Genomic DNA, 25,300 nt, shown 5'->3' with positions numbered 1-25,300 from the left:
GAAAATAAATCAACATTATGTTTTTACTGATTTAAATAAAATTACCCGGCACTTTTTACTTTTATCGAAAAAGCCAAAATGCCGTGATTTATAAACAGGTTAATAAATAAAACTTAATCCTCCCTTATAAATGGACGGTATTTCCCTTTTCATCGGCCGCATTGCCCCACCCGCTTTATTATTTGAATCCGTTTGCTTTATAGCGATTATAGCGCGAACGATTAACTCCATTGTGTTAATCAATAATCACGTTATGACATTATCAATGCTGAATAATAATAAAAGCGTAGGCCGTGACAGGAATCACAAACAGAACGCCCTTTAACGCCCTGTGAACGGGTTATTACCGGCGCGGCTAGCTTATGCCAACTCGATCCAACCCCGGATGAAAAAACGGCGGCATGATAAGCGGCAGGTAACCAGCAAGGAGATGAACATGACGACAGCACTGACAAAAGCCGGTTTCTGGCGCAAAACCGCCGACTCTTCATCGCTGCGTGAGCCACGCGTGCTGATTCGGGTCTACGTTGGCGAAGGCGAAATCGATCGCACCATCGCGTTTTACGAGCAGCTGCACGGCGTAACGGCGGACATGCGCTTCGATTTTCCCGAGCATCGGCTGGTATTGGCGGCGGTGGGGCCGTTTCTGATCCTGGAGGGGGCGGAAGAGCAATTGCGCCCTTTCCGCAGCACCGTCGGCACGCTGCTGGTCGATGACATTTATCCCTACCACCAGCGGCTGCTGGCCGCCGGAGCAGAGATTTTCTTCGGCCCGGTGGAGGTGCCCACCGGCGCCTGTTTCAATGCGCGCCTGCCGGACGGCACGACTGTCGAGTACGTGCATCACCGGCCGCGTGCAGACGAATAAACCGCCTCAGGGCAGCACCGGCTTCATGGCGTAACGGCACAGATCCTTGCGCAGGCTGACCATGTACAGCACGATCACCGCCGAGAACGGCAGGCCGCACAGCACCACCGCCGTCTGCATCGCGCTGAAACTGCCGGCATACAGCAGGCCGGCGCATACCAGCGTAGTCACCGCCGCCCAGAATACCCGCAGCCAGGCCGGCGCGTCATCATGGGCGGAGCCGCCCTGGCAGGAGAGGTTCGCTATCATCAGCGTGCCGGAATCGACCGGCGTCAGGAACAGCACGAAGCTTATCACCACCACAAAGCCGGCGGTCAGCTGGGTATAGGGCAAGTATTCGAACAGTTTGAACACCGCCATCGGCGGATCGCTTTGCGCCACCTGCCCCAGGATCGCCTGCCCGCCTTCCAGTACCAGGCTGATGGCGGTATTGCCGAAGATCGACAGCCACGCCAGCGTGAAGCCCAGCGGGATCAGCAGCACGCCGAAAATCAGTTCGCGAATGGTGCGCCCTTTGGAAATGCGCGCGATGAACAGCCCGACGAACGGCGCCCACGCCACCCACCAGGCCCAGTAGAACAGCGTCCAGGCGCCCTGCCACTGGCGCGCCTTGCCGTACAGATACATATCGAAGCTGCGGCTGACCAGCGAGGTCAGATAATCGCCGAGGTTCTGCAACATGCCGTTCAGCAGATTCAGCGTCGGCCCGGCCAGAAACACGAACAGCAGCAGCAGGCACAGGAAGCCGACGTTGATGTTCGACAACATGGCGATGCCCTTCTCGACGCCGGTGACCGCCGCCAGCGTGGCCACCACCATCATCACCACGATCAAGGCCAGCAGCACGCCGGTGCTTTGCGGAATATCGAACAGATAAAACAGCCCCGAGTTCACCAGCAGCGCGCCGATCCCCAGGTTGGTTACCATCGAGATCACCGTCACCAGAATGCCGAAACTGTCCACCAGATGACCAACGCCGCCGTGGATGCGTTCACCGAAGATCGGGTATAACGCAGAGCGCAGCGCCAGCGGCAGGCCGCGGCAATAGGCGAAATAGGCCAGCGCGGTGGCGATCAGCGCATACAGCGCCCAGCCGTGCAGCCCCCAGTGCAAAAAGGTCAACGCCATCGCCTGTCGCGCCGCCTGCACGGTGCCGCCGCTGCCTTCCGGTGGCGACAGGAAATGATCCAGCGGTTCATAAGCGCCGTAGTACACCAGCGCAATGCCGATGCCCGACGAGAACAGCATCGCCACCCACGAGGGATAGCTGAACTGCGGCGGCTCGTCATCCTGGCTGAGGCGAATATGGCCGAAGCGCGACAGCGCCAGCCAGAAGACGAATGCCATACAGGCGACCATCAACAACATGTAGTACCAACCGAACACGTCGGCGACCCAGCTTTGCGCGGCGTTCAGCCACAGTTTGCTGGCGGCGGGAAACAGCACGACCAGCGATCCCAGCAGCAGGATCACCGCCGCCGAGCCGAAAAATACCGGAGCATTCAATCTGACAGGTTCTTCGTCAAGCGATGGAGGAGTTTTTGTTGTCATTGGCAGGCTTCCATGGTGCGAAAGACAGACGATTTCAATGCAACTTTCAGTTAACATTTTGTCGTCATTTATTTGACATTTTTGCAGCATATAGAGTATTGATTGACCGTTCAATCAATCAAATCCAAAGTGTGATTGGCCTATCAGTTGGGGAAAATATGTACCGCAGAGATATTCCGGAGCAGCGTAAGGAGCAGCTGATTAACGCCGCCTTCGAGACCATTAACGTCGTCGGGCTGGCCGGCGTCACCCTGTCTCAGGTGGCGAAAGAAGCCGGGCTGTCGACCGGCATCGTCAGCCACTATTTTGGTGATAAAGAGGGGTTGCTGAGCGCCACCATGCGCAAAATCCTGCGCGATCTGCGCGATGCGGTGGCCGAGTGCCGCGCGCAGGCGGCGAGCGACAGCCAGTCACAGCTGTTCGCCATTATTCAGGGCAACTTCCACCCCAGCCAAACCAACGCCGTGTCCATGCGTGCCTGGCTCGACTTCTGGGCAGCCAGTATGCACCAGCCGGTGCTGCGCCGCCTGCAGCGCGCCAACGACAGGCGGCTCTATTCCAATATTTGCTATCAGTTTCGCCGCGAGCTGCCGTTACGCCAGGCGCGTGATGCCGCACGCGGGCTGGCGGCAATGATCGATGGGCTCTGGCTGCGCGGCAGCCTGGCCGGCGATGAGACCGACCTGAAGCAGGACTGCCGCATCGCCTGCGACTACGTGGCGCAGCGGCTCAATGCCACTCAGCCTCGGGGATGAACGTGAACGGCTCCGTCAGTGTGACTCCTGCTCTTCGCTGTACTGGGTTTGCCACATCGCGGCGTAGCGGCCGTTCGCGGCCAGCAGCGCCTCGTGCCCCCCGCGCTCGACGATCTCCCCCGCCTCCAGCACGATGATCTCATCGGCGTCCACCACGGTGGAGAGCCGGTGGGCGATCACCAGCGTGGTGTGGTTGCGGCTCACCTCGCGCAGGTGCCCCTGGATTTCGCGTTCGGTCTGGGTATCCAACGCGCTGGTCGCCTCGTCGAACACCAGGATGGCCGGATTTTTCAAAATGGTGCGCGCGATCGCCACCCGCTGCTTTTCACCGCCCGACAGCTTCAGCCCGCGCTCGCCCACCCGGGTGTCGTAACCGTCGGGCAGACCGACGATAAAGTCATGGATATGCGCCAGCCGCGCCGCCCGCTCGATTTCTTCATCGCTGGAGCCGGTCTTGCCGTAGCCGATGTTGTAGCGCAGCGTATCGTTGAACAGCACCGTATCCTGCGGCACGATGCCGATCGCCTGCCGCAGGCTGGCCTGGGTCAGTTGGCGAATGTTCTGGCCGTCGAGGGTAATGGCGCCGCTCTGCACGTCGTAGAAGCGGAACAGCAGGCGCGACAGCGTGGACTTGCCCGCGCCGGAGGCGCCGACCACTGCCACCGTGTGGCCCGCCGGAATGGTAAAACTCACCTGCTTGAGGATCGGCCGGCGCGTGTCGTAACCGAAGCTGACCGCATCGAACCGCACTTCGCCGCGATCGAGGCGCAGCGGCTGCGCATTCGGGCTATCGACGATTTCACGCTTTTCCTGCAGCAGATCGAACATGTTCTCCATGTCGATCAGCGCCTGGCGCACCTCGGAATAAATAAAGCCGAAGAAGTTCAGCGGCTGATACAGCTGCAGCAGGTAGGCGTTGACCAGCACGAAGTCGCCGACCGTCATCGTCCCCTGCGTAATGCCCTGCGCCGCCATGGCCATCATCACGATCAGCCCGATCGAGATAATGGCGGTTTGCCCCAGGTTGATCGCCGTAAAACTGAATTGGTTCTTGATGGCAGCGTATTCGTACAGCCGGCGCGACAGGTCGAAACGCTCGGCCTCGAACTCTTCATTGCCGAAGTACTTCACGGTCTCATAGTTCAGCAGGCTATCGATGGATTTGCTGTTGGCGTCGGCGTTGGCTTTGTTGAGCTCGCGGCGAAAGCGGGTGCGCCAGCTGACCGCCAGCACGGTAAACAGGATGTAGCAGCCGACCGTCGTCAGGATCGCCAACGCGAACCAGCCGTTCAGCATGTGCCACATGATCGCCGTGACCAGCGAGAGCTCGAACAGGATCGGCACGATGGAGAACAGCAGCCGCGACAGCACCGTGGCCACCGCCTGGGTGCCGCGCTCAATGGACAACGACAGCCCGCCGGTCTGGCGCTCCAGATGGAAGCGCAGGCTCAGCGCATGCAGCTGGCGAAACACCCGCACGCCCAGCAGGCGCGTGGCGTTCTGGCTGACGTGGATAAACATCACGTTGCGCAGCTCCTCAAACAGCGCGCCGCCCACCCGCGCCACGCCGTAGGCGACGATCAGCCCCAGCGGCACCGCCAGCATTTTCGCCGTCTCGCCGCTCAGCGCATCGACCATCGCTTTGTAGGCCAGCGGCACCAGCGTGGTGCTGACCTTGGCCGCCACCATGAACACGAAGGCCACCACCAGATACCCCCGCAGGCGCGGGTTGTCTTTCGGCCACAGGTAGGGCAGCAGGAATTTCAGCAAACGGGAACGATCCATCATGTAATATTCATCTTCTTGGTCGGGATCGCGGCGCACAGCCGCGCGGGGGTTATGAGTTTGGCCTGGCCGGCGGCGAACGCCGCAGCCATCCCGTTGTCCTGCGGCGGCAACTCAGCATCATCCGTCAGGAGAAGCGGCGGCGGCTCGGGCAAAGTTCAGGCATGGAGGAGACAATCACATGACCCAGACGTATGCAAAGCGCTTTGCGCAGGTCTTTGACTATATCGACCGCCACCTGGACGAGGCGCTCACCGTCGAAAAACTGAGCGAAGTGGCCCACTTTTCGCGCTTTCACTTTCAACGCCAGTTTAGCGCGTATTGCGGCATCTCGGTGTGGCGTTATATCCAGTGGATGAGGCTCAAACGCGCCTCGTACCGCCTGGCGTATAACCCGCTGGAGCCGGTGATTGACATCGCGCTGGACGCCGGTTTTCAAAACCCGGAGTCCTTCAGCCGCGCCTTCAAACAGGCGTTCAGCCAAACGCCAAGCCAGTTTCGCAAACGGCCGGCCTGGATCGATTGGCAGCAGCGCTTTCCCGAGCCGAAACACAAAAGGAAACAACCCATGAAGGTAGACATTGTCGACTTCCCGGCCACGCCGGTGGCGATGATCGAACATCGCGGCCCGTCCGCGCTGGTCAACGAAACCGCCGCGCGCTTTATCGAGTGGCGCAAGACCAGCGGCCTGTCGCCGGTCAGAAGCAGCCGCACTTTCGGCATCGCACCGCACGATCCGGTCACCACCGAAGCGCAGGACTTCCGCTTCTTCATTTGCGGCGAGGTTACGGCGCCGATCCCCGAGGACAATGCCTTCGGCGTGGTGAACAGCACGCTGCCGGCCGGGCGCTGCGCGGTGCTGCGCCATCACGGCTCGCTGGATGGGCTCTCGGACAGTGCCCATTATCTGTACCGCGAGTGGTTGCCGGCCAGCGGCGAGGAGCTGCGCGATTTTCCGCTCTACTTCCACTACCACAACTTCGTGCACGAAGTGGCGGAATATGAACTGGTGACCGATCTTTACCTGCCGCTGAAATAACTGACATCTGGCTCCGCAAGGAGCCAGATTGACGTTAACAGGACGGCGACGAACCTTGCGGCGGCAGATAACGCTGCGGATCGAGCGCGGTCGCGCGGTAGCGGATCTGGAAGTGCAGGAACACCGAATCGGTGCCGGTGCTGCCCATGGTGCCGATCTTCTGCCCCGCCTTCACATCCTGGCCGTTGCGCACCAGCGTGGTGTCGTTGTGCGCATAAGCGGTAATAAAGTCTTCGCCGTGCTTAATCATGATCAGGTTGCCGTAGCCGCGTAGCTGGTTGCCGACGTACACCACTTTGCCCTTGGCGGAAGCGTAGATCGGCTGGCCGCGTTTGCCGGCGATGTCGATGCCCTTGTTGCCGCCATCTGAATTGGAGTAGGCCTGCACGATCCGACCGCTGGTCGGCCAACGCCAACAGCGGGCAGCGCCCGGCGGCGGCGTTTGCTTGGCGATCGCGGCGGAAGAAGAGGAAGTTTTACGGCGCGTGGCGGCGGTTTTGGTCGGTGCGCTGCCGCTCAGCCGCAGTTTCTGCCCCACTTCCAGGCTATAAGGCGGGCGTATCTTGTTGATTCTGGCCAGATCGCTGACTTCGCTGTCGGTGATCCAGGCAATGTAGTACAGCGTATCGCCCCGTTTGACGGTGTAGGACTTGCCGGTGTAGCTGCCCTTCGGCAGTTTGTCGTAGTCGCGGTTGTAGGTGTTTTTACCCGAACACCCGGCCAACAACAGCCCCAATGTCAGACACACCGCGATGCGGCGCCACCCAGCCCATTTGCTTCCTGTGCTCAAATCCAGTCCTCAGTCGTCGTTTCGGTTCTGATACGCGTCAGCCGCACAGTGTAACATTTGCGCCGGGTCAGTCAAAAACCCCCAGACGGTCTATGCTAAACAGGTAAGGATGACTGATTAATTACCCAACGACGAAATGGAGTACTGTCATGTTGAACCTCGACCGCAATAATCTGCCCCTCCTGAGCGAAGAACTGCTCAAAAAGCAACGCACCACCCTTTTGATCATCGCCTTCCTGCTGCTGGCGGGCGGCATACTGTGCCTGGTCAATCCTTTCGCCTCCGGCGCAGCGCTGAGCATCGTGGTCGGCATCCTGCTGCTGTTGAGCGGCGCCGGGCTGATTATCGCCATGATCGCTAACCGGGCGCAGAATACCTGGCCGATGATCGGCGGCATTCTGCTGGGCGTGGCCTACCTGATTATCGGCTATGTGTTCATCACCAGCCCGCTGGCGGGCATTCTGGCGCTGGCGGTGTACCTCGCCGTGCTGTTCGCGCTCGGCGGCATTGCGCGCCTGGCGGCGGGCTACATGCGCCGTGGGCTGCCGGGCAACTGGCTGCAGTTCGTCATCGGCGTACTCGATTTGATCATCGCCTGGATGCTGATCGGCTCAGGCCCGGCGGCGTCGGTCACGCTGGTGACGGCGATCGTCGGCATCGAGATGCTGGTCAGTTCCTTTGCGCTGTTCCAGGCGGCGAATCTGTTTAAACGCGCCTGACGCTACCGGCCCGCCGCCGCGGGCCTCATCGTTTTCGTTGTTTCCAGACAAAACAAGGCGATACCCCCTCTGCTTGTCCGTGGTTATCTTCATCGGTAAGTGCCAATATAGGCGCAGACAAGGGAGCTGAAACCGATGACAACCCATTCCAACCCGTTAAACTCGCGGGAAGTCTGCCTGCAATTACGCCACTTCAATCAGGTAATCGGGCAACAATGCCGCAATATGGCACGCCAAAAAACCACCTGCCCATGCTGCCTGACGGACATCGCCACCGGCTGCGACGCCGGTATCAAACTGTGCGGGCAACAGTTAGCCAAACCCAGCCCGCAAACCCCGTTATTCCAGCAGATTCGCAACTTGCTGCTCGATCTGCGCGCCGAAGCGAAAGGGGTTCGCCGAATCGAGACGCTTAATCGCACCAACAATGAAATATCGTGGCTGTTGCGCGAGCTGTATTTCGAGACGTTCTGACCCCGCCTTTGTCGGGGCCGCTAAAGCGCCAGGCTGTAGTAATGCTCTTCCTTTTCAATCTTGCCGGTAAAGCGAAAACCGTAGGCGAGATACAGGCTTTTGGCGACGAGATTATGCTCATCAATCATTAACGTCACCTGCTCTACGCCCTGCAGCCTGAAGTGCGCGAGTATCGCGGCGAAGCTCTCACGCCCCAATCCCTGCCCCATAAACTTATGGTCAAGCATATAGCGGCACAGCTCGGCCTCATGCGGGTTATGCGGCCAGCGCTTGTACATGAAAAAACCGATGAGTTCGCCGTCGCGGTAAAGCGCGCGGGGCTGGCATTCAGGAAAAAACGCCGCCTCGGAAATGGAGATGGCGTTACAGCAAATAAATGCCTCAAACACGGTGCCAACACCGTCTTGATTCGACGTCAGTTCGCACACGTCAAACAGGTTGTCGCGGTTAATCTCGCGTATTTCAATCATAACAACATCTCGGTGGGGTAAGCGGGAGGAGCCTGCTTAAAAGCGACTGGCGGAGGGAACGGCCGCCGGCGCGATGTTAATCGGCAGCAGCGGTTTTCGGCAACACAAAATCAACCCGTCGATTCTTGGCCCGGCCCGTGGGCGTGTCGTTGGAAGCCACCGGCTCAACCTCACCTTTTCCCCGCTCACTGAGGCGAGATTTCTCTACGCCATGCGCGATCAGCCAGGCAGCCACCGCACGCGCACGTCGCAGCGACAGATCCTGATTATATTTATCGCTGCCCACCGCATCGGTATGCCCCTCGATCACCACCTTCCCTACCGGTTCGGCAGCGATAAATTGCGCCACCTGTTGCAGCGCAGGCTCCGCTTTAGCGGCAATCGCATCGCTGTCGAAGGCGAACAGCACATCGCTGCGCATCGATAACGTGACGGCATTTTTGCTGTTTCTGACGGAAATGTCGGCGGATTGTTTAGCCAGATCCGCGGCCTTACTCTGCAGATCAAGGACGCCGGCATTCAGCCCCGAGGGCAACCCCACCAAATCCAGCCGGGTAGCCTTGAGATCGAGTATCACCGGTTTCCCTACCGATGCCGGCTCTCCGCTGTCAGCCCATGAACCGAATGACACCAGCCCAAGGGCTAGCACCCCGCCCACGCAGGCGGCTTTCCTGAGGCCGTTCATCGCTCAACGATCCGTAATGGCTATCGGCCCGAGCGGCTCGACGTTGGCGATCGTCAGGTACACCTCCTTCACGTCAGGCGGAGGTGCAGGGAAGCTGCCAAACCAGGTGGCGACATAGGGAATGCCTGAACTTGAGCTGAATGACACGCTGGGAGAGGTCAATGGGACATTATTGCTATCGGTAAGCAGCAGGTATTTTTTATTACCCACCAGAAGATAGAAGGATTTCTCAAGACTGCTTTTATCGAGACTGCTGTACAAGCCTTGCCCGTTAAGGTTGTCTTTCAACCCTTTGAAACGCACCTTGATGGTCAGGATTTCACCGTGGCGCACGGCCTCGGTCACTTGCGCTTCGGCCACCCCGCTGCTGACGATCCCGGTAGCCAACGGTGTCACGGGAGCATCCTCCGCGAACGCCATGCCGGGGAGCATTATCGAAGCAAACAGACAGGAAATGACGAATTTTCTGACATGCTGCATGACTGGAGTCCTTATTCAGGGGGAATTGAAGATTGTTCTTTCAATAATCTGCCAATTCCGCTGCGGTCACTCTGTCCCGGAATTATAGTAAAGCCCCCCATATTCATGAGAGTTATCCCTGAAAGCGTAACCTTGGTCACGTTATACTTCCGCATGCATTCTCACCCGTTAGCGCTTATTTTGCTGAATGACCCGCTTCATACCGGCATTCCCTTCTGCTCATCCTATCTGCTGTTCACCCCACTTTACGACCGCCGTCACACCTTGCTGCCGCCAAATTGCGTTGGTTATAGAGTCGTCTACAATTCAATCGAATTACCCCCTACAACATCAGAAATTATTATTATTAGAGGTGATTATGTTACAGAAACACGAAAACGTAATAAGTATGACTGTGCTAAGCCCGCAAGCCACCCGACAACTGATGCCTTCATTTTCCTCCTTGCCCCACACGCAACACGCCGACGGCAAATATCGCCTGCGCCGTTATTCGGTCGTCAAATACCTCAACCCTAACGTCGCCGAAGTGGGGCCGCGCACCTTCATGCAGTCCGATCAGATCAACCACTTCCAGGGCAACGTGGTGCGCCGCTTCGAACCCATCGACAGCGCCGTGCTGCAGAGCGCCGGCATGGCGGAAATGTGCAACCTGTTTGCCGAAAGCAACGAACTGCCGGAAGGCGCCGAGATAGAGATCCACCAGATGCGCGTGGTCGCCATCGAGAAAGATACCCAGGTGGCGCCGGAAGGCATTCACCAGGACGGTTTCGACCATATCGCGATGATCGCCATTCACCGGCACAATATCGTCGGCGGTGAAATCATGCTGTACGACGACAGCCACCACGATCCTTTCTTTAAAAAAGCGCTGGCGGACGGTGAAGCCGTGTTGCTGGCGGACAGCAAACTGTGGCACAACGCCACGCCTATCAACGCCGTGAGCCCAGCAGAAGAAGGCCATTTAGATCTCTTCGTCCTCACCGCGCGGGGAGGGAAAGCATGATCTTTACGCCCGAACTCGCCCGACGCCAATTCAGCGCTCTGTCTCAGCACATCGACGGCAAACCGGCGATCTTTTTCGACGGCCCCGGCGGCGCACAGGTTTCACGCGGCGTGCTGGAAAAAATGACGGACTACCTGGGGAAATACAACGCCAACCTGGGCGGCCACTACTTCTCCAGCCGAGTCACCGGCGAGGTGATGGGCCAGGCGCGGGAATCGGTGCGCGCCCTATTAAATGCGCCGTCGCCCGACAATATCGTCTTCGGCATGAACATGACCACGCTGACTTTCCATCTCAGCCGCATCATCAGCCGCGACTGGCAGGCCGGCGATGAGGTCATCGTCACCGCATTGGATCACTACGCCAACGTCTCCAGTTGGCAGCAGGCCGCCGCCGATAAAGGGGCCGTGGTGCACCAGATACCGCTGGAAAGCGCCGACTGCGCATTGGATGCGGCGAAGGTGTGTGAACGCATCAACGCCCATACCCGCCTGGTGGCGGTCAGCTACGCCTCCAATGTCACCGGCAGCATCGTCGATATCAAAACCATCGTCGAAGCCGCGCATCGAGTCGGCGCGCAGGTGTATGTCGACGCCGTGCACTACGCGCCGCACAACCTGATCGACGTGCAGGCGTTAGGCTGTGATTTCCTGGTGTGCTCCGCCTACAAGTTCTTTGGCCCGCACGTCGGTATGGCCTACATCGCGCCGCAGTGGCTGCAACGCCTGCGGCCGTACAAGGTCGAGCCAGCCACCGATATCGGCCCCGGCCGTTTCGAGACCGGCACGCAGAGCTTCGAAGCGCTGGCCGGCGTCGCGGCGGCGATCGACTATCTGGCGCAGTGGGGGGCGCCGGGCGCGCCGTTGAGGGAGCGTTTGCAGGAGAGCTTCGCCGCCTACCACCGGCATGAAGAGGCGCTGTGCCGCCACTTTTTGCAACGGCTGCAGCAACTCGACGGCGTCCGGTTATATGGCAACCCTTTGGCGGACAGCGCACGCCGCACGCCGACTTTCGCCCTGACCTTCAGCGGCCATACGCCAGACGCTATCGCCCGCCGTCTGGGGCAGCACAACATCTGCGCGGGCAGCGGGCATTTCTATGCATTGGGTTTGGTGAAACAGTTGGGGTTGCAGGACGGCGGCGTACTGCGCATCGGCATGATGCACTACAACACCCTGGACGAGATCGATACGCTGTTCAAGGTGATCGCCGAAGATATCCTCAGCTAGTCCGCCATATCGGCCCGTTCACGTTATTGGGCGGGCCGAAAAGGCAAGCTGCCGGCCTTTTCTTTCAGGAGAGTCCACGGCGCACAGATACGTGCCTTTCTTTCACACCGTAACTCAATGCGGGGATAACGAACATATTAATGCCGGAACGGAAAAAGAGACCGGAATCGGCGCATCGTGCGGTTGTCACCGGATACGGCTGAGGCAGCGCAATTGCACGCATTCTCTTTTGACTCAGCAGTGGGCATAATGACAAATACGGTCTGGGTCAGATGAGTATGAATGGTGAAGTCGCAGCGAATTACGTTAAATGACATTGCTGTACTGGCTGGTGTAACCAAAATGACGGTCAGTCGCTATCTGCGCACGCCGGACAGGGTTAAACCAGAAACCGCTGAACGCATCGCCGCCGTGATCGAGGAAGTCGGCTATCGGGCCGATCCTGACAATCCAGCCCTCTATTCCAATAGCCCTCCCCTCATCGGCGTTCTGGTTCCTTCTTTTAACAATCTGATATTTGCTGATGTCCTCGCCGGCATTGAATCCGTAACGTCAGTACATGGCTATCAAACGCTGGTCGTGAATTATGACTACAACAGCAAACGCGAGGAGGAGCAAATTGCCGCGATCCTGGCTTTTAAGATCAAAGGGCTGCTGCTGACCGAGTCGGTCCATAGTCTGCGGGCGGAAAAATTCCTGAAGGCGGCAAAAATACCCGTGGCTGAAATCATGGGGCTGTCAGGCAACACTGATCGAATTAACGTGGGTTTTGATAATGTGAAAGCCGGCTACGATATGACCACCATGTTGCTGGCCAGCGGTAAAAAACGCATTATCTATTTTGGTTCAATGTCTGATATCCGCGATGAACAGCGTTACACGGGATACTGTCAGGCAATGGCTAGCCATGATTTACCTACCGGCCGTATTTCCCCCAATAAGGTCTCTTCCATTTCGATTGGGACAGGCATGATGACGCTTGCAAGCCAGATGTATCCGGATATGGACGGTATTCTCTGTACCAACGACGATCTGGCCGTGGGAGTGCTGCAGGAATGCCTGGCAAAGGGTATCAGCGTTCCAGCGCAAATTGCCATTGCCGGATTTCACGGCCTTGAGATCGGGCAGATCATTACCCCCCGGTTAGCCAGCGTACTGACGCCACGGTATGAGATGGGGAAAGTGGCGACAGAAATCATAATAAAAAAAATTAAAGGGCTACCGACCATTGAACGTGTCGATCTCCACTTCCGCCTGTCAATGGGGGAGACCATATAGCTTGCCCCATGCCAGTGACTTCATCACTGGCCATAACTGCCCGCCTCGTCAAAAGAACATCACTCGCTATCCCGGCCAAGATTCGGCCAGATGGCGCCACCCACCTGACCGAACGCCCCCTTAGCGTGCCTTGCGGCGCCGGAGCCAGAATAAGATCAGCAGAATAACGATGACCGCCGCGGTCGCCATGCCAGGCAGAATCATCGGCTGCGCACGCGCCAACAGCGGTTTCGGCCCCCCGGCGCGAACTTCACTCACGTCGGCCTCGGTTACGCTCAGCGTGCTGTTGCCGTATTTTTGCAGCACGAAGTTAGCGATATCGGCAACCTGCTTATCCGTCAGCTCCCCGACATAGGAACCGGCGCCAAAGCTCGGCATCAGTACGTGCTTGCCGTCGACCCGGCGATCAACCCCCTGCAAAATGGCGGCAATCAGGTTTGCAGGATTGCTCGCGGCCGTGGTGGAGTTGTTGAATAACGAAGGGTAGGCCTGGTTCAAACTGCCGCTGCCGTCCGGCTGATGGCAACTGGCGCAGTAGCCGCTGTAGAGCGCCTCGCCGCTATTGAGCGTGTGGTTGGCATTGGGCGAGTTCATGCCGCGGAGATGGTGCTCAACGTTGTAGTGCGCCTGACTAAGGCTATTGCCCTGACGCTCGTCGCCCTGTGACGGCACGGTCTTCAGGTAAGTGGCAATCGCCTGCAGCTGCCGGTCGGTCAGGTATTGGAAGCTGTGCTCAACGGCTTCCGCCATTGGCCCCGCAGCTTGCGCGCGCCCTTCCGCCCGACCGGTTTTCAGGTAGTCCACCAGCTCCTTCTCGCTCCAGTTGCCGATCCCTTCCTGGCGATCGGCAGTGATATTCGGTGCGTACCAAGAGCCCAACGATGCCCCCATCAGGAAGCGCGAATTGTCTTCCGCCATCAGCATATTACGCGGCGTATGACAGGTTCCGCAGTGAGCCGGCCCCTGCACCAACGCAGCCCCTTCGTTCCACGCCTCACCTTTCGTCAGATCTGGGGTGAAGCGGCGATTGTCCAAGTAAAGCATGTTCCATACCGCCATGGAGAGGCGGATGTTGAACGGAAACGGCAGATCGGTTTGGTGCTTGGCGGGCTCATCGACCGGGGCAACGCCATGCATGAAATAGGTATACAGCGCGTGGATCTCGTCATCACTCAGACGAGTGTAGGCGGTGTAGGGCATTGCCGGATAGAGATACGACCCATCTTTACGGATCCCTGAGCGCAGAACGTCGGCAAACGCCGCTTCGGAATAGCCGCCGATGCCGTATTTTACCGATGGGGTAATGTTGGTGGCGTAGATAGTGCCCATGGGGGAAGCAATGCCGTACCCTCCGGCAAAAGGCTTGCCCTGCTGCTGCGTATTCGTATGGCAGGCCATGCAGTCAGAGGCGATAGCCAGCGCTTGCCCTTTAGCGATCAGATCGCCGTCCTGGGCATGCGCCGCAAAACCGCTTCCCAGCAGCAGCGTCGCAGCCAGCGAGTGGGTGATTTTATTCATTTGCTCTCCAGGGCTCGAAGTACGTCATTGGCCGCCTTGAGTCCAAGAGCCGCCATTGTCAACGTGGTGTTGACAACGCTGGCTGAAACCATGGCGCCTCCACCCGGGATCCAAAGGTTGTCGTGATCGTGGGCGCGGCAATTACCGTTCACCACCGAGTTCGTGGGGTCGCTACCCATGATCGTGCCACCCATAATGTGGTTGTTGGCATTCAGCTTGTCGTTAATCACAAACTCTTGCGCATCAAACAAGTCGCCAATCTGCCGTAGCTGGGTTTTGACCACGTCCAGCCCTTTGCGCACGTAATCGCCGACGTCGTAGTGGATGTCCGGGCAGGCCAGGCCATGCTTGTCTTTACGGGTGGGGCTCAGGGTAAGACGGTTGTTCGGATCCGGCAGCGGTTCCAGGCTGATGGAAAGATCCACCGAACGGCTGGCGCGATCGCGCACTTCATCCTGCAGCGCCTTGCCGACCTTGCCCGTTTTCAGTACTTCAAGGGCGGAGGGGATCACCCGGTTGATGTTGTTGACGATGATCTTGTTGGCGGAGTGGTCGCTGCGGAACGCACCGTCACGATACCCCACCATGCAGCTGCTCTGCGCCGGGCCGCGGCCAATCCACAGGGCCTCTCGCGCCAGGAAGGAGCAGTGCAGGCCAGAGTGATCCATCATGTTGCGCCCCACCTGATCCGAACTGTTCGCGATGCCGTTTGGGTTCTTTTCGTTGGCCGCCAGCAGCAGCAAACGCGGGTTCTCAATCCCGTTGCAGGCCAGAACGAACGTTTTACCGATCGCCCGATGGGAGTTGTGCGCCGTGTCGTACCAGTGAACGGCGGTGACGCGGTTATTGTCATCGGTGTCTATTTTATACACCACCGCCTCGGGGATCACCTTCGCCCCCTTGTGTTCGGCCCGTTCAACGTGGTGAATGCCGTTGTACATTGCCCCGATCGGGCAAATCGGCTGGCAATTGTTATTGCCGCAGCAGGTGGGCCGTCCGTTCCAGGGCCGGGTGCTGCGGCCTTGTGGAATGGGCACCGATTTAAAACCGTGAGGATTAACAATTTCAGCAATGCGTCTGTCGCCGTAGGCCCAGGGCACCATGTCCATCGGGTAAGGCCCGCTGCGTTCCGCAGGGGACTGCCACTCCGGATTATTCGGGCCGGCAACGCCTATCTCCTCTTCGGCTTTCGCGTACCACGGTTCGATGTCTTCGTAGGAAATAGGCCAGTCTCTCCCCACGCCATAGAGGGATTTCATGCGAAAATCATTGGGGTGGTTGCGCCAGCAAGAAGCGGCCCAGTGCCAGGTGGTTCCCCCTACCACACGCAAATAGCCCTGTTTAAAGCCAGATCCATTGGGGCCAGTCAGTTTGATATAGTCGTTTTCCGGGAAATAGAGCGGCGCGGTGGCATACTCCGATTGCGGGTAAAGCCCCTGAAAATCCGACCCCGCACGATTGTGCAGTGGCATATTGCGCCAGTTTTCCACCGCCTGAGCGCGCTCAATGCGCGGGCCAGCCTCAAGTACCAGCACCGAGTAGCCTTGGCTCACCAAAGCATCCGCCATCAGACCGCCCACAATACCGGAACCGACAATGACGACATCGGCCTTTGCATCGCCGGAAGCATTAATTATTGGGCTTTTCACACGCGGTCCTCATATTTTTTATCGGCTACGGCAGGCAAATCTGTTGCGGGAATGGAAGGTTGGCGGCTAACGCCCGGCGGCAAGCCGCTCCACCACAGCGGGCCAAAATTGCACCAGGTCGGTACAATCAGGGCATCCTGGACCGTGCGATACATCAGCGCCTCTTTATAAGCAATCAACTGACCATGCTCGGCGTTTGAGGGATCTACGGTTCCGGTATACCACGCGGTCACGATCGCTTGGATAAGCTCCCTCTGCCCATGTTCAATCGCATATTGGTTCAAGGTTTCCGCATCGGCGGCTCGCTGGCTCAGAGTGAACAAGGCGTTGAGCTGCGGGTTCAACTGCGGAAAATGTTCGCGCAGTGCAGAAAAATAACGGGCGGAGAGTGTGACGTCCAAATCGTCAAACTCGGTAATTTTCCTCGAAATTTGCAGAAATTGTGCGTATTCGACGGGCGAAGCGGCAATTTGCGCCCGTTCGGCATAGGTTATATTTGAATAAGGCAACAGGCTGGCGGCGACGATTACGCCCACCATTTTTACCAGCGCCTCCCTGCGGGTAAGCACGATTTGCAACGACATTGTTAGCTCCGAAATAATTTTATTTTTATATAGTTTTTTTAATATGTATCAGAACGCATGCAAACAAAAATAAAAAATGGCGCCAATGGGGAGGAATCGCATTAAAAGATCAAGGCGTTATGAGATTGTCTACATCGCCTACAAAGGTAAACTCACGGTTATTAATGATGCACTGTGAACCTGAAGCGAATAAGCCTGTAAATAATTCGGCGTGATTTCCGCCGTAGATTTATTCAACCCGACGCAATCTTTAACAGCCAGGGGCTATTGGTTTTGACGGGAAAGGCGTATTCTTCGGAATGGGTGCAGACAGCGGATAAGCAAAGCTTTCCGCCGGGCTGCCTGAAGTAGCGATACCATCCCCCTGGCCCGCCGCTGAACGTCTTGCTACGTCAGCAGGGCAGCGTCGATTTTCGCCACAATTTTACGCAGAGCTGCCGGTGCTGTGCAGGTGCTCATCGGGCGGTGCAGCTCCCCCGGGAAGATAACGGCCAATTCACCGGGTTGCAGATGGATGAGTGTCTCACCGGGGATCGCCGGGCTAAATCCAAGATCGTGCGCCTCGTTAAACGGCTCACTCAGAGTCAGAGGTAGCCCCAAGACCCCGGCACCAATCACTTCTTTCCCTTCGAGAACAAGATGGATATCCAGATACTGGCGATGAAACTCCGGTTTCTGGTCGGCCAATAGTTTGGTTTCCCCTTCAACGACGTTAAAGAACATCTGTTTACCCTGTACCTGATAGTGGCCGATAGGTAAATTGGACGGCTCACGTTCAATAATGCTGGCCAGCATTTTTCGGATAGCCGCCGGATAGAAACTATTATTTACGGCAGTGGTTAAGGCATCAATAATCATGATATTTTCTCTGGTAGAGATCGGTGCAGCACTTCACCGACAGGAACAATAGCTGGGTGGTTTTATAGCAATACGCAATCCAGAAATAATTGCAGTAGATTTATTTATTAACCTTTTACTCTCAAGAGGCCGCTCTACGGTCGCCACGATTAATATGAATAAGCAACAATGCAAACCTCTCGCTTTCTAATATTTACAACCCATCACCACTGTGAGTAAACTCCATCTGAAAAACTATTCGGCATGGTGAAATAAGTCCTGGCCTATCTCACGGTTTTTAACCGTTTAAAACTGTGACAAAAGTCACTTAATTAAGTGTTACGAAACGACGTTACTTATCCTGTGATCCACGGCAGAAAATCACTGGGTATTCACCCTCCTCACCTGAATCGATCGGTCTCGCATTCTCCTCTTACCGGCATAGTGGATTATCTGGCCCGATAATAACTGACAGAAACCCCGAAATTGCACACGAGATCACGCCGGGAGTAACATGCTTTTTTAACACTCTTTGGCGTGATGTAGATCGCAAAAATAAGCGGTAAAAAAACGTCTGATACAGGATATCCCCTATTTTTTTCAGACAGGAACGCAACTATGCATACTGACACTCAACCCACCATTTTACTTATCGCGCCGGTGATGGATGCTTTGCAGGCCGCGCTGGATGCCAGTTACCGGGTATTCCGTCTCTATGAGCAATCAGATATTCCAGCCTTCCTGGTTCGCCATGGCGCAGACGTTCAGGCGGTGGTCACCCGTGGCGATGTGGGGGTAACCCGGCAGACGCTGGAGCAGTTGCCGCAGGTGGGCATGATTGCTGTCTTTGGCGTGGGGACCGACGCTATCGACCTCGACTACACCCGGGAGCGCCATATCAGCGTCGGGATCACCGCCGGTGTGCTGACCGATGATGTGGCCGATCTGGCGATGGGGCTGATGCTGTCCGCCAGCCGCCGTCTATGCCAAGGGGACCGTTTTGTACGCGAAGGCCGCTGGGAAACGACGCCGCCGCCGCTGGCAACCAAAGTGAGCGGTAAACGCATCGGTATTTTTGGCATGGGGAATATTGGCCAAGCCATCGCCCGCCGGGCGAAAGGCTTCGATATGGCCATCCTGTATACTGACCGCCAGCGCAAAGACAACCTGGATTACCAGTGGTGCGCCGATCTGCACACGCTCGCCGCGCAGAGTGATTTCCTGGTGATCGCGGCATCCGGCAGTGCGGAAAACCGCGGGATTATTGATGCCAGCGTATTTAACGCCATGCCCGATAGTGCCTGGCTTATCAATATCGCCCGCGGCAGCCTGGTCGATGAGGTGGCGCTGATAAAAGCGTTACAAAATCATGTTATCGCCGGGGCTGCTCTGGATGTATTTGAAAACGAGCCCCATGTCCCGACAGCGTTCTTTGCTCTCGAGAACGTTCTGCTTCAGCCCCACGTGGCCAGTGCTACCGTAGAAACCCGTCAGGGAATGAGCCAATCCGTTTTGGATAATCTGGCAGGTTATTTTTCCCATCAGGATATTCCTGGATTAATTAAATAAAAATGATCACCTGAGTTACGAATAATCATTTTTATCCGCCAACACAATAATCCTCGGTGGATGGCGGATATCATCGAGACGCTACTATGACCGATAAAATACCAGGAACTCGCTGGCTGCGGGTTATCGCGCCGATCCTTGTCACCTGCATTATTTCATTTATGGATCGCGTTAATATCAGCTTTGCTCTGCCGGGCGGCATGGAACAGGATTTGGGCATTACCAGCCAGATGGCTGGCGTGGCCAGCGGTATATTTTTTATTGGTTATTTATTTCTGCAAATCCCTGGTGGACGACTTGCGGTTTACGGAAGCGGGAAACGTTTTATCGCCTGGTCGCTCGTGGCCTGGGCGGTTGTCTCTATCGCCACCGGGTTCGTCACCCATGAATATCAGCTGCTCGTGCTGCGTTTTATTCTCGGGATCTCCGAAGGGGGGATGTTGCCCGTCGTGCTGACCATGGTAAGCAATTGGTTCCCGGAAAAAGAACTGGGCCGCGCCAATGCCTTTGTCATGATGTTTGCCCCACTAGGGGGGATGCTGACCGCTCCAGTTTCCGGCGCGATTATTGCCACTCTCGACTGGCGCTGGCTGTTCATTATCGAAGGCTTGTTGTCGGTCGTGGTGCTGACCATTTGGTGGCTGGTGATCAGTGACCGCCCGGAAGAGGCGCGTTGGCTGCCGGCGAAAGAACGCGACTATTTATTGACCGAGCTGGCACGGGAACGCAAAGCGCGAGAAGGAATGGTGCCGGCGGCCAAGGCGCCGTTAAAAGCGGTGTTCCGCAACAAGGGATTGATGCGCCTGGTCGTGCTGAATTTCTTTTACCAGACCGGGGACTATGGGTATACGTTGTGGCTGCCCACCATCTTGAAAAACCTGACAGGCGGCAGTATGGCTAATGTTGGGGTATTGGCGATCCTGCCGTTTGTTGCCACTCTGGCGGGGATTTATGTGATTTCGATGTTCAGCGATCGCAGCGGTAAACGCCGTTTGTGGGTCAGGATCTCCCTGTACTGTTTTGCAGCGGCGCTGATAGCCTCAGTGATCCTGCATGATCACGTAGTGGCCGCCTATATCGCGCTGGTGGTGTGCGGCTTCTTCCTTAAAGCGGCGACCAGCCCCTTCTGGTCAATTCCCGGACGCATTGCGACGGCAGAAGTGGCGGGCAGCGCACGCGGGGTAATCAATGGGCTGGGCAACCTCGGTGGGTTCTGTGGCCCCTATTTGGTAGGCGTCATGATTTATGTGTACGGACAAAACGTCGCGGTTTGCGCGCTGGCAGCATCGCTGTTGCTGGCAGGAAGTATCACCTTCCTGCTGCCGAAAGAATGCGATCGCTCCTGCGAAGAAACAGGCAGCCTTCTCCCCTCCGGGGCCAAACAGAAATGGAGTTAAGCCGTAATGGCGCGGTGTGGGCAGCGACAGCGGCTCACACCCGCATCAGGATTGAGCGGCGTATTGTGTTATCGCGTTAAAATGTGGACTGACCCCACCGGTAGACGATCCTGCCCTATAGTTGGGCTGACGACACACTTGACTTAATGGCTTATTTATTAAACAACAAGTAGATACTCCAGCATTTTGAAGCACAGAAAACCCGGCCGGAGCCGGGTTAGGTGCTACTTTTTACACCTGACTAAAAATGACCAGCATTTATAGCCATACTTGTGAGCATCTAAGATCTTCCTTTCCGAATCAGGAGTCCCTGCTTTTGCACGGGTCCTGCGGAAGCGACAGTGTCTCCAAGTAAAGCCAGGAGGGGCTGATTTTGTTGCAATAGTTCGTAAAGTCATTGACTTCACCATTTCCTATGGGTGAAGCACACCCCACAAGATTCTTGCGATAAATGCGAGGATCCACTATTGTAACAGTGTTTCGAGTACTGAAACGGTCGTGGGTGCCTTTATCCTCGATCGGAGGGGCTCCCCCTGCCAGGGGAGTTACCTCAAATTCTTTAGTTCTTCACCGCGAACGACTTCACTATAGTGGCTATCCTTTCAGCCTCATCGATGCTTAGGTCTGTTGGTAAATTTTCAATGGTGAGAATCAGATCGCTACGCAAAGGAATTGGTAAAGCGAAAGTTTTCAGTTCATCGTCCTGCTTATCTTTAACTGATGGTTTTCTAGCCACTGACGCTTTCCTTTTCTTGGTGGTCGTACCCAGGTTTTCCTGGAGTTGGTCATGAGCTATCTTTAGAAAGTTAACTGAAGCATTCCTCAATAATTCCGATCCAGATTTCTTCCCAAAAGCTGGCATCGCCTCACCAGTGACATGCTCTACAAAAAGCTTAATCGCACTCATTAATCTGCTTCTATAGGCTCGCAAGGTGCTGTCTGATGGCTCAGATTCTGAATTTCTTATGTAGCCTTCTAAAAAACGCTCAGGCGCATAAGTGCGAACGTCTTCATCCTCTGGCAGCTCGGCAGAAGAAATCAGCAATAGGGATGAGTTCTTAAGATTTCGAGCAGTCGCTTCAGGAATGATGTTTAAATCCGGAAGAGATTCTAAGAATTGAACGAACGCTTTAATGGATAGATCGTTCACCATGGCGTACCTCCTGTTTACTAATACAGTAAGTTTATGATCGTTTGCGACGATCAATCAAGTTTTTTTGATTCATTGAATCTATTGAACTCTGCGATTGGGATTAGATATCTAAGATCTTATTTGTATGACAATTAAGATCTTGAGTTGGTTGACGCTTGGTCCTCTAATCCGTGTAGTCCACGCATTTTAGTTAACAAAAAAGTCGCATTTCTGCGACCCAATGGCTGCGGTATTCTCACGTAATCATCTGATCATTACGGGATGCTGCTATAAGCGCCCCCCCCCTCATCAAGCTCAAATATTAATCACCAACCCAGCTCATCAGCCCACTGGCTACGGCAGGTGCTCCCACTTGATGTCTACAAACTCACCAATGATCTTGTTGTTCCCAGTGATCCGTATCCTTTGGCGCTTAACCATCCATCCTAGCTTGAAGCTTGTTGGCCATCACTTTGCAGGCATTGCATACCCACCTATGATGAACCAGGCCAACAACACGACAGCCGCCACGATGATTACGACAGGAAACAGATATCCAATTTTCATATTTTCTTGTTCTAGCCCCTTACGGCATTAAATCTTGCATAACAAACGACTTACACCCAGAGTTCATAAGCATCATAAAGGCAAAAGTGCTTACCAATGTTAGGGGTAGTAATAACTTACTCATCAGCGACTCCGCTTGGATAACAATCGCACTTCCTGCAGGCCATCAACGACAAATCTTTTTCGACTTGCTGATCGAACCATCTTTGCAGACGAACTTTTCTCCTGAACAATGAGATATCCCCCCTTCTTCCCCGAGCATGGTTTGTTTGCTGCGGTTGCTGTAAAGGCAAAAAGTGACAAGCATGCCGCAAAAATAACTTTCTTCATGATTCGCCCCTCCCCTCTATGGGCCCATAAATTGTTTTATGCCTACTATGCTCAGTAGGCGTTCACATAGCTATCCCAAAGTGATCAGCACTTGATCAATGCCACACAAACAAAACCCCGATAAAAATCATTATTCATCATAAGGATAGCTATTAATTTACAGTCAACATCATTCAGGATTCATTTATTACTACTATCAGCTCAAAGAATTCCACAACCACTTTGGAACGCTCCTGGTTACCACCGTGAATAGGACTCTATCGGTGCATGAAACCATTCTTAGATGCTGCTTAGCTCAGACAACCCGACGAGAAAACCGCCTAGTTTTTTCATGCAGATGTTCGGCAGGCTTGACCTTTGCTCGCTGGCTCTCCGCAAGCTGCCATTCCGCTACTTTCGATGTAAACCACTTGTTCGCTTCGCCGACTCCATAAAAGTCAGGCCCCGGGAACGGGTTTACATCCCGATGGCGCAGTCGATACATGGATGAATTTGATATTTTTAGCAGCGAACGCACATCTTTACTCGTTAACATTTCTTCGGCTTTCATATCCACCTCTTCCGCCTCTCAACAGTGATTAGTTGTCAAATCAGGTGGGATCTCACCAGAAAAAAACGATAGAAACAGAGGTCAAAATCATAACCTGAGGGAGCAAATCATGAAACGTTGGTTCAAAATAGGCATTTGTTGGTTCAGTGTTGGTTCAATACGAAAAATAAATCTATTATAAAACAACAGATTTTATATATTGAACCAACTGAACTGACTGAACCAACACACTTACTACGTACGTGAGATATTACTCTTCTGCTTGTTTATCCTCAGGCATGTAGTGCAGGACATAGACGTTAACCTGTTGGCCATTCACTCTTGGGGACTTCCTCTGGTAACCACGACCACTGCTTGGCGGTGTGAGCATGCCGGACTCCAGTAAAACCTTAGCAAAGTGCTTCGCATTGAACCCGGCCGCAATCTCCTTCTCAAACGCAGATTTGAAGGTATGGAACACCATCTTATCTGTGTCGTGTTTACCCCGCTCCCTGTAGCCAGCCATATCGCAAATCATCAGACTTTGCGGATCATAGGGCAATGGTGCAAACCGACTCATGCCAAAGGCATTCAAGAACGGCGAACCTCGCTGCTACGCGATGAACCTGTTCACCATAGTCACTAGGGACTAATGACCTCCAGCGCTCCTCAGCAGCCCTTACAGCCTCGACCGCTTCCTGCTGGTGGTTGGCCAAATATTTAATCCATTCTCGCCCAGCAGGTCCGTAGTGGCTCTGGTAGGCATCTTTGATGCGCATCAGCATGTTGCTTCCCGGTGTGGTATTCATGAAAGCGTACAGCCTTACTTAGTGGGATATTCAGCAAGCGCACCAACTGGCCAGCTTTGATACGCCTTGTAGTGGTCAAGTAATATTGACCACGGTTTTACAGTAAGAACGGTATCTGTTCTCTGATTCTTCTGGCGTCAGTCCACCGTTGTAATGATGTGGTCTGACGCTATTGTAGTAATTCAATATATAGCGATTGATTTGCCGCCGGGCTTCGTCTTTACCCATGTAGCCATTCGCTGGCACCCATTCTGTTTTCAGGCTGCGGAAGAAGCGTTCCATCGGGCTGTTATCCCAGCAGTTTCCCCGCCGACTGACGCTTTGCTTTATTCTGTAACGCCAGAGAAGTTGCTGATATTTCAGGCCTGTATACTGACTTCCCTGATCGCTATGGAACATGACATCACGCGGTTGGCTACGCGTCTCATATGCCATCCGCAGAGCGTTGCTTATCAGTGCTGTATCGGCATTCGCTGACAGACTCCAGCCGATAACTCTGCGGGCAAAAAGATCCATTACGACCGCCAGATAGCACCAGCGATTTCCTGCCCAGATATAAGTAATATCTCCGCACCATACCCGGTCTGGCTCCGGTACAGCGAACTGGCGCTCGAGCAGATTCGGCAGGCATGTATGCTCCTAACGGGCATTTTTGTACTGATATTTTCCGGGCTGACAACTGCTCAGGTTCAGGGATTTCATCAGACGCCTGGCACGGTAACGGCTCATCGGAATGCCGTTTTGGGTCAGCATTTCAGCCAGAGTGCGCGCGCCAGCAGAGCCACGGCTCTGGTTCCATGCCCGGCGTATCTCGCTGTACAACCTGACTCGCGCGGGATTAACAGTGTCGCATCGTTTCTGCCAGTACCGGTAACTGCTACTGTGTACTCCCAGAGCGGAACAAAGTCTGACTACCGTATGGCTGTCGCTCAGCCTGGCAATTATCGTGAACCGTTCAGTGAGTCGGACATCAAGAGCGCGGTAGCCTTTTTTAATATCGTATTCTGTTCCTCCAGGCGGCGAACCTGCTTTTCCAGCTCGCGGATACGCTGCTGCTCTGGGGTAATGGGGGTGGCAGAAGGCGTAATCCCCTGGCGCTCTCGTCTGAGCTGGCGTACCCAAGATTCAAGCGTGGTAGAACCAACATTAACCGCTTCACTGGCTTGTCGATATGAGTAACCCTTATCAACGATCAGCTGTGCACATTCCAGCCTGAACTCAGGGGTAAAAGTACGCTTAGTTCTCTTGTTCAT

Annotated in this window: 24 protein-coding genes and 2 pseudogenes; 10 read left to right on the top strand and 16 right to left on the bottom strand. The window is 55.3% G+C overall.

Annotation, left to right across the window (positions count from 1 at the left end):
- Window positions 1-436 precede the first annotated feature (436 nt).
- Complete coding sequence (locus ACJ8HT_RS19520) at window positions 437-868, top strand: VOC family protein (protein ID WP_048234779.1); 432 nt, start codon at window positions 437-439, stop codon at window positions 866-868.
- 6 nt (window positions 869-874) lie between these two features.
- Here ACJ8HT_RS19520 and ACJ8HT_RS19515 read toward each other — a convergent pair whose 3' ends face one another.
- Window positions 875-2,419, bottom strand: a complete 1,545-nt coding sequence (locus ACJ8HT_RS19515; protein WP_047729953.1) for a BCCT family transporter — start codon at window positions 2,417-2,419, stop codon at window positions 875-877.
- A 158-nt stretch (window positions 2,420-2,577) separates the two neighbouring features.
- Between ACJ8HT_RS19515 and betI the strand changes: the two genes are divergently transcribed.
- Window positions 2,578-3,174: a transcriptional regulator BetI gene (gene betI / locus ACJ8HT_RS19510; protein WP_049202176.1), complete on the top strand. Its 597-nt coding sequence runs from the start codon at window positions 2,578-2,580 to the stop codon at window positions 3,172-3,174.
- Window positions 3,175-3,189: 15 nt separating this feature from the next.
- Here betI and ACJ8HT_RS19505 read toward each other — a convergent pair whose 3' ends face one another.
- Window positions 3,190-4,959: an ABCB family ABC transporter ATP-binding protein/permease gene (locus tag ACJ8HT_RS19505; RefSeq protein ID WP_197653250.1), complete on the bottom strand. Its 1,770-nt coding sequence runs from the start codon at window positions 4,957-4,959 to the stop codon at window positions 3,190-3,192.
- A 181-nt stretch (window positions 4,960-5,140) separates the two neighbouring features.
- Between ACJ8HT_RS19505 and ACJ8HT_RS19500 the strand changes: the two genes are divergently transcribed.
- Window positions 5,141-5,998: an AraC family transcriptional regulator gene (locus ACJ8HT_RS19500; RefSeq protein ID WP_064290704.1), complete on the top strand. Its 858-nt coding sequence runs from the start codon at window positions 5,141-5,143 to the stop codon at window positions 5,996-5,998.
- 34 nt (window positions 5,999-6,032) lie between these two features.
- On the opposite strand, the gene actS is transcribed toward ACJ8HT_RS19500, so the two are convergent.
- On the bottom strand, window positions 6,033-6,788 hold the full coding sequence (gene actS, locus ACJ8HT_RS19495; RefSeq protein WP_048234629.1) for an amidase activator ActS: 756 nt from the start codon (window positions 6,786-6,788) through the stop codon (window positions 6,033-6,035).
- A gap of 149 nt (window positions 6,789-6,937) precedes the next feature.
- Here actS and ACJ8HT_RS19490 point away from each other — a divergent pair, with 149 nt between their 5' ends.
- Both ACJ8HT_RS19490 and ACJ8HT_RS19485 read left to right on the top strand, forming a co-directional pair.
- Window positions 6,938-7,507, top strand: coding sequence for an HdeD family acid-resistance protein (locus ACJ8HT_RS19490; protein WP_033644791.1), 570 nt, complete (start codon window positions 6,938-6,940; stop codon window positions 7,505-7,507).
- 135 nt (window positions 7,508-7,642) lie between these two features.
- On the top strand, window positions 7,643-7,981 hold the full coding sequence (locus ACJ8HT_RS19485; protein ID WP_049194795.1) for a hypothetical protein: 339 nt from the start codon (window positions 7,643-7,645) through the stop codon (window positions 7,979-7,981).
- A 20-nt stretch (window positions 7,982-8,001) separates the two neighbouring features.
- On the opposite strand, the gene ACJ8HT_RS19480 is transcribed toward ACJ8HT_RS19485, so the two are convergent.
- The 3 genes from ACJ8HT_RS19480 to ACJ8HT_RS19470 all read right to left on the bottom strand — a co-directional run bounded on the left by ACJ8HT_RS19480 (window position 8,002) and on the right by ACJ8HT_RS19470 (window position 9,616).
- Window positions 8,002-8,451 (bottom strand): GNAT family N-acetyltransferase, encoded by a 450-nt coding sequence (locus ACJ8HT_RS19480; protein WP_194571751.1) that lies wholly within the window; start codon window positions 8,449-8,451, stop codon window positions 8,002-8,004.
- 76 nt (window positions 8,452-8,527) lie between these two features.
- The gene (locus ACJ8HT_RS19475) at window positions 8,528-9,136 is read right to left on the bottom strand and encodes an OmpA family protein (RefSeq protein ID WP_194571750.1); all 609 of its coding nucleotides are present in this window, start codon (window positions 9,134-9,136) and stop codon (window positions 8,528-8,530) included.
- A 3-nt stretch (window positions 9,137-9,139) separates the two neighbouring features.
- Window positions 9,140-9,616, bottom strand: coding sequence for a hypothetical protein (locus ACJ8HT_RS19470; protein WP_049202183.1), 477 nt, complete (start codon window positions 9,614-9,616; stop codon window positions 9,140-9,142).
- 388 nt (window positions 9,617-10,004) lie between these two features.
- Here ACJ8HT_RS19470 and ACJ8HT_RS19465 point away from each other — a divergent pair, with 388 nt between their 5' ends.
- The 3 genes from ACJ8HT_RS19465 (at window position 10,005) to ACJ8HT_RS19455 (ending at window position 13,126) form a co-directional block, all read left to right on the top strand.
- A complete protein-coding gene (locus tag ACJ8HT_RS19465) occupies window positions 10,005-10,619 on the top strand; it encodes a 2OG-Fe dioxygenase family protein (protein ID WP_228286177.1) in 615 nt (204 codons plus the stop codon).
- Window positions 10,616-11,848, top strand: a complete 1,233-nt coding sequence (locus tag ACJ8HT_RS19460) for a cysteine desulfurase-like protein (protein ID WP_197653217.1) — start codon at window positions 10,616-10,618, stop codon at window positions 11,846-11,848. The genes ACJ8HT_RS19465 and ACJ8HT_RS19460 overlap by 4 nt, the downstream gene beginning before the upstream one ends.
- Window positions 11,849-12,133: 285 nt before the next feature.
- Complete coding sequence (locus tag ACJ8HT_RS19455) at window positions 12,134-13,126, top strand: substrate-binding domain-containing protein (RefSeq protein ID WP_197653251.1); 993 nt, start codon at window positions 12,134-12,136, stop codon at window positions 13,124-13,126.
- A gap of 120 nt (window positions 13,127-13,246) precedes the next feature.
- On the opposite strand, the gene ACJ8HT_RS19450 is transcribed toward ACJ8HT_RS19455, so the two are convergent.
- The 4 genes from ACJ8HT_RS19450 to ACJ8HT_RS19435 form a co-directional block, all read right to left on the bottom strand.
- A complete protein-coding gene (locus tag ACJ8HT_RS19450; protein WP_197653218.1) occupies window positions 13,247-14,644 on the bottom strand; it encodes a c-type cytochrome in 1,398 nt (465 codons plus the stop codon).
- Complete coding sequence (locus ACJ8HT_RS19445; RefSeq protein WP_197653219.1) at window positions 14,641-16,293, bottom strand: GMC family oxidoreductase; 1,653 nt, start codon at window positions 16,291-16,293, stop codon at window positions 14,641-14,643. The genes ACJ8HT_RS19450 and ACJ8HT_RS19445 overlap by 4 nt, the downstream gene beginning before the upstream one ends.
- Window positions 16,290-16,877 (bottom strand): sugar dehydrogenase complex small subunit, encoded by a 588-nt coding sequence (locus ACJ8HT_RS19440; RefSeq protein WP_194571747.1) that lies wholly within the window; start codon window positions 16,875-16,877, stop codon window positions 16,290-16,292. Before ACJ8HT_RS19440 ends, ACJ8HT_RS19445 begins: the two co-directional genes overlap by 4 nt.
- A 387-nt stretch (window positions 16,878-17,264) precedes the next feature.
- Window positions 17,265-17,735, bottom strand: coding sequence for a YhcH/YjgK/YiaL family protein (locus ACJ8HT_RS19435; RefSeq protein ID WP_194571746.1), 471 nt, complete (start codon window positions 17,733-17,735; stop codon window positions 17,265-17,267).
- Between the two features lie 597 nt (window positions 17,736-18,332).
- Between ACJ8HT_RS19435 and ACJ8HT_RS19430 the strand changes: the two genes are divergently transcribed.
- On the top strand, window positions 18,333-19,283 hold the full coding sequence (locus ACJ8HT_RS19430) for a 2-hydroxyacid dehydrogenase (RefSeq protein ID WP_197653220.1): 951 nt from the start codon (window positions 18,333-18,335) through the stop codon (window positions 19,281-19,283).
- Window positions 19,284-19,369: 86 nt separating this feature from the next.
- Complete coding sequence (locus ACJ8HT_RS19425) at window positions 19,370-20,680, top strand: MFS transporter (protein ID WP_197653221.1); 1,311 nt, start codon at window positions 19,370-19,372, stop codon at window positions 20,678-20,680.
- Window positions 20,681-21,239: 559 nt separating this feature from the next.
- Here the strand turns inward: ACJ8HT_RS19425 and ACJ8HT_RS19420 are convergent.
- From ACJ8HT_RS19420 to ACJ8HT_RS19395, 6 genes and pseudogenes are all read right to left on the bottom strand, one after another.
- Window positions 21,240-21,833 (bottom strand): hypothetical protein, encoded by a 594-nt coding sequence (locus ACJ8HT_RS19420; RefSeq protein WP_197653222.1) that lies wholly within the window; start codon window positions 21,831-21,833, stop codon window positions 21,240-21,242.
- A gap of 447 nt (window positions 21,834-22,280) precedes the next feature.
- Window positions 22,281-22,379, bottom strand: a complete 99-nt coding sequence (locus ACJ8HT_RS19415) for a YoaK family small membrane protein (protein ID WP_197653223.1) — start codon at window positions 22,377-22,379, stop codon at window positions 22,281-22,283.
- A 123-nt stretch (window positions 22,380-22,502) separates the two neighbouring features.
- Window positions 22,503-22,709, bottom strand: a complete 207-nt coding sequence (locus ACJ8HT_RS19410) for a hypothetical protein (protein WP_197653224.1) — start codon at window positions 22,707-22,709, stop codon at window positions 22,503-22,505.
- Between the two features lie 295 nt (window positions 22,710-23,004).
- Window positions 23,005-23,259, bottom strand: a complete 255-nt coding sequence (xis, locus tag ACJ8HT_RS19405; protein ID WP_197653225.1) for an excisionase Xis — start codon at window positions 23,257-23,259, stop codon at window positions 23,005-23,007.
- A gap of 250 nt (window positions 23,260-23,509) precedes the next feature.
- A pseudogene (locus ACJ8HT_RS19400) lies at window positions 23,510-24,132 on the bottom strand (DNA primase); the annotation flags it as partial.
- Window positions 24,123-25,300 (bottom strand): annotated as a pseudogene (locus tag ACJ8HT_RS19395) (IS3 family transposase). The pseudogenes ACJ8HT_RS19395 and ACJ8HT_RS19400, both read right to left, overlap by 10 nt.

The sequence above is a fragment of the Serratia sp. CY44782 genome, assembly GCF_052168715.1.
In the GTDB taxonomy this organism is placed as follows: domain Bacteria; phylum Pseudomonadota; class Gammaproteobacteria; order Enterobacterales; family Enterobacteriaceae; genus Serratia; species Serratia nevei.
The sequence above is the reverse complement of the archived record's forward strand: the minus strand, read 5'-3'. Positions and strand labels throughout refer to the sequence as shown.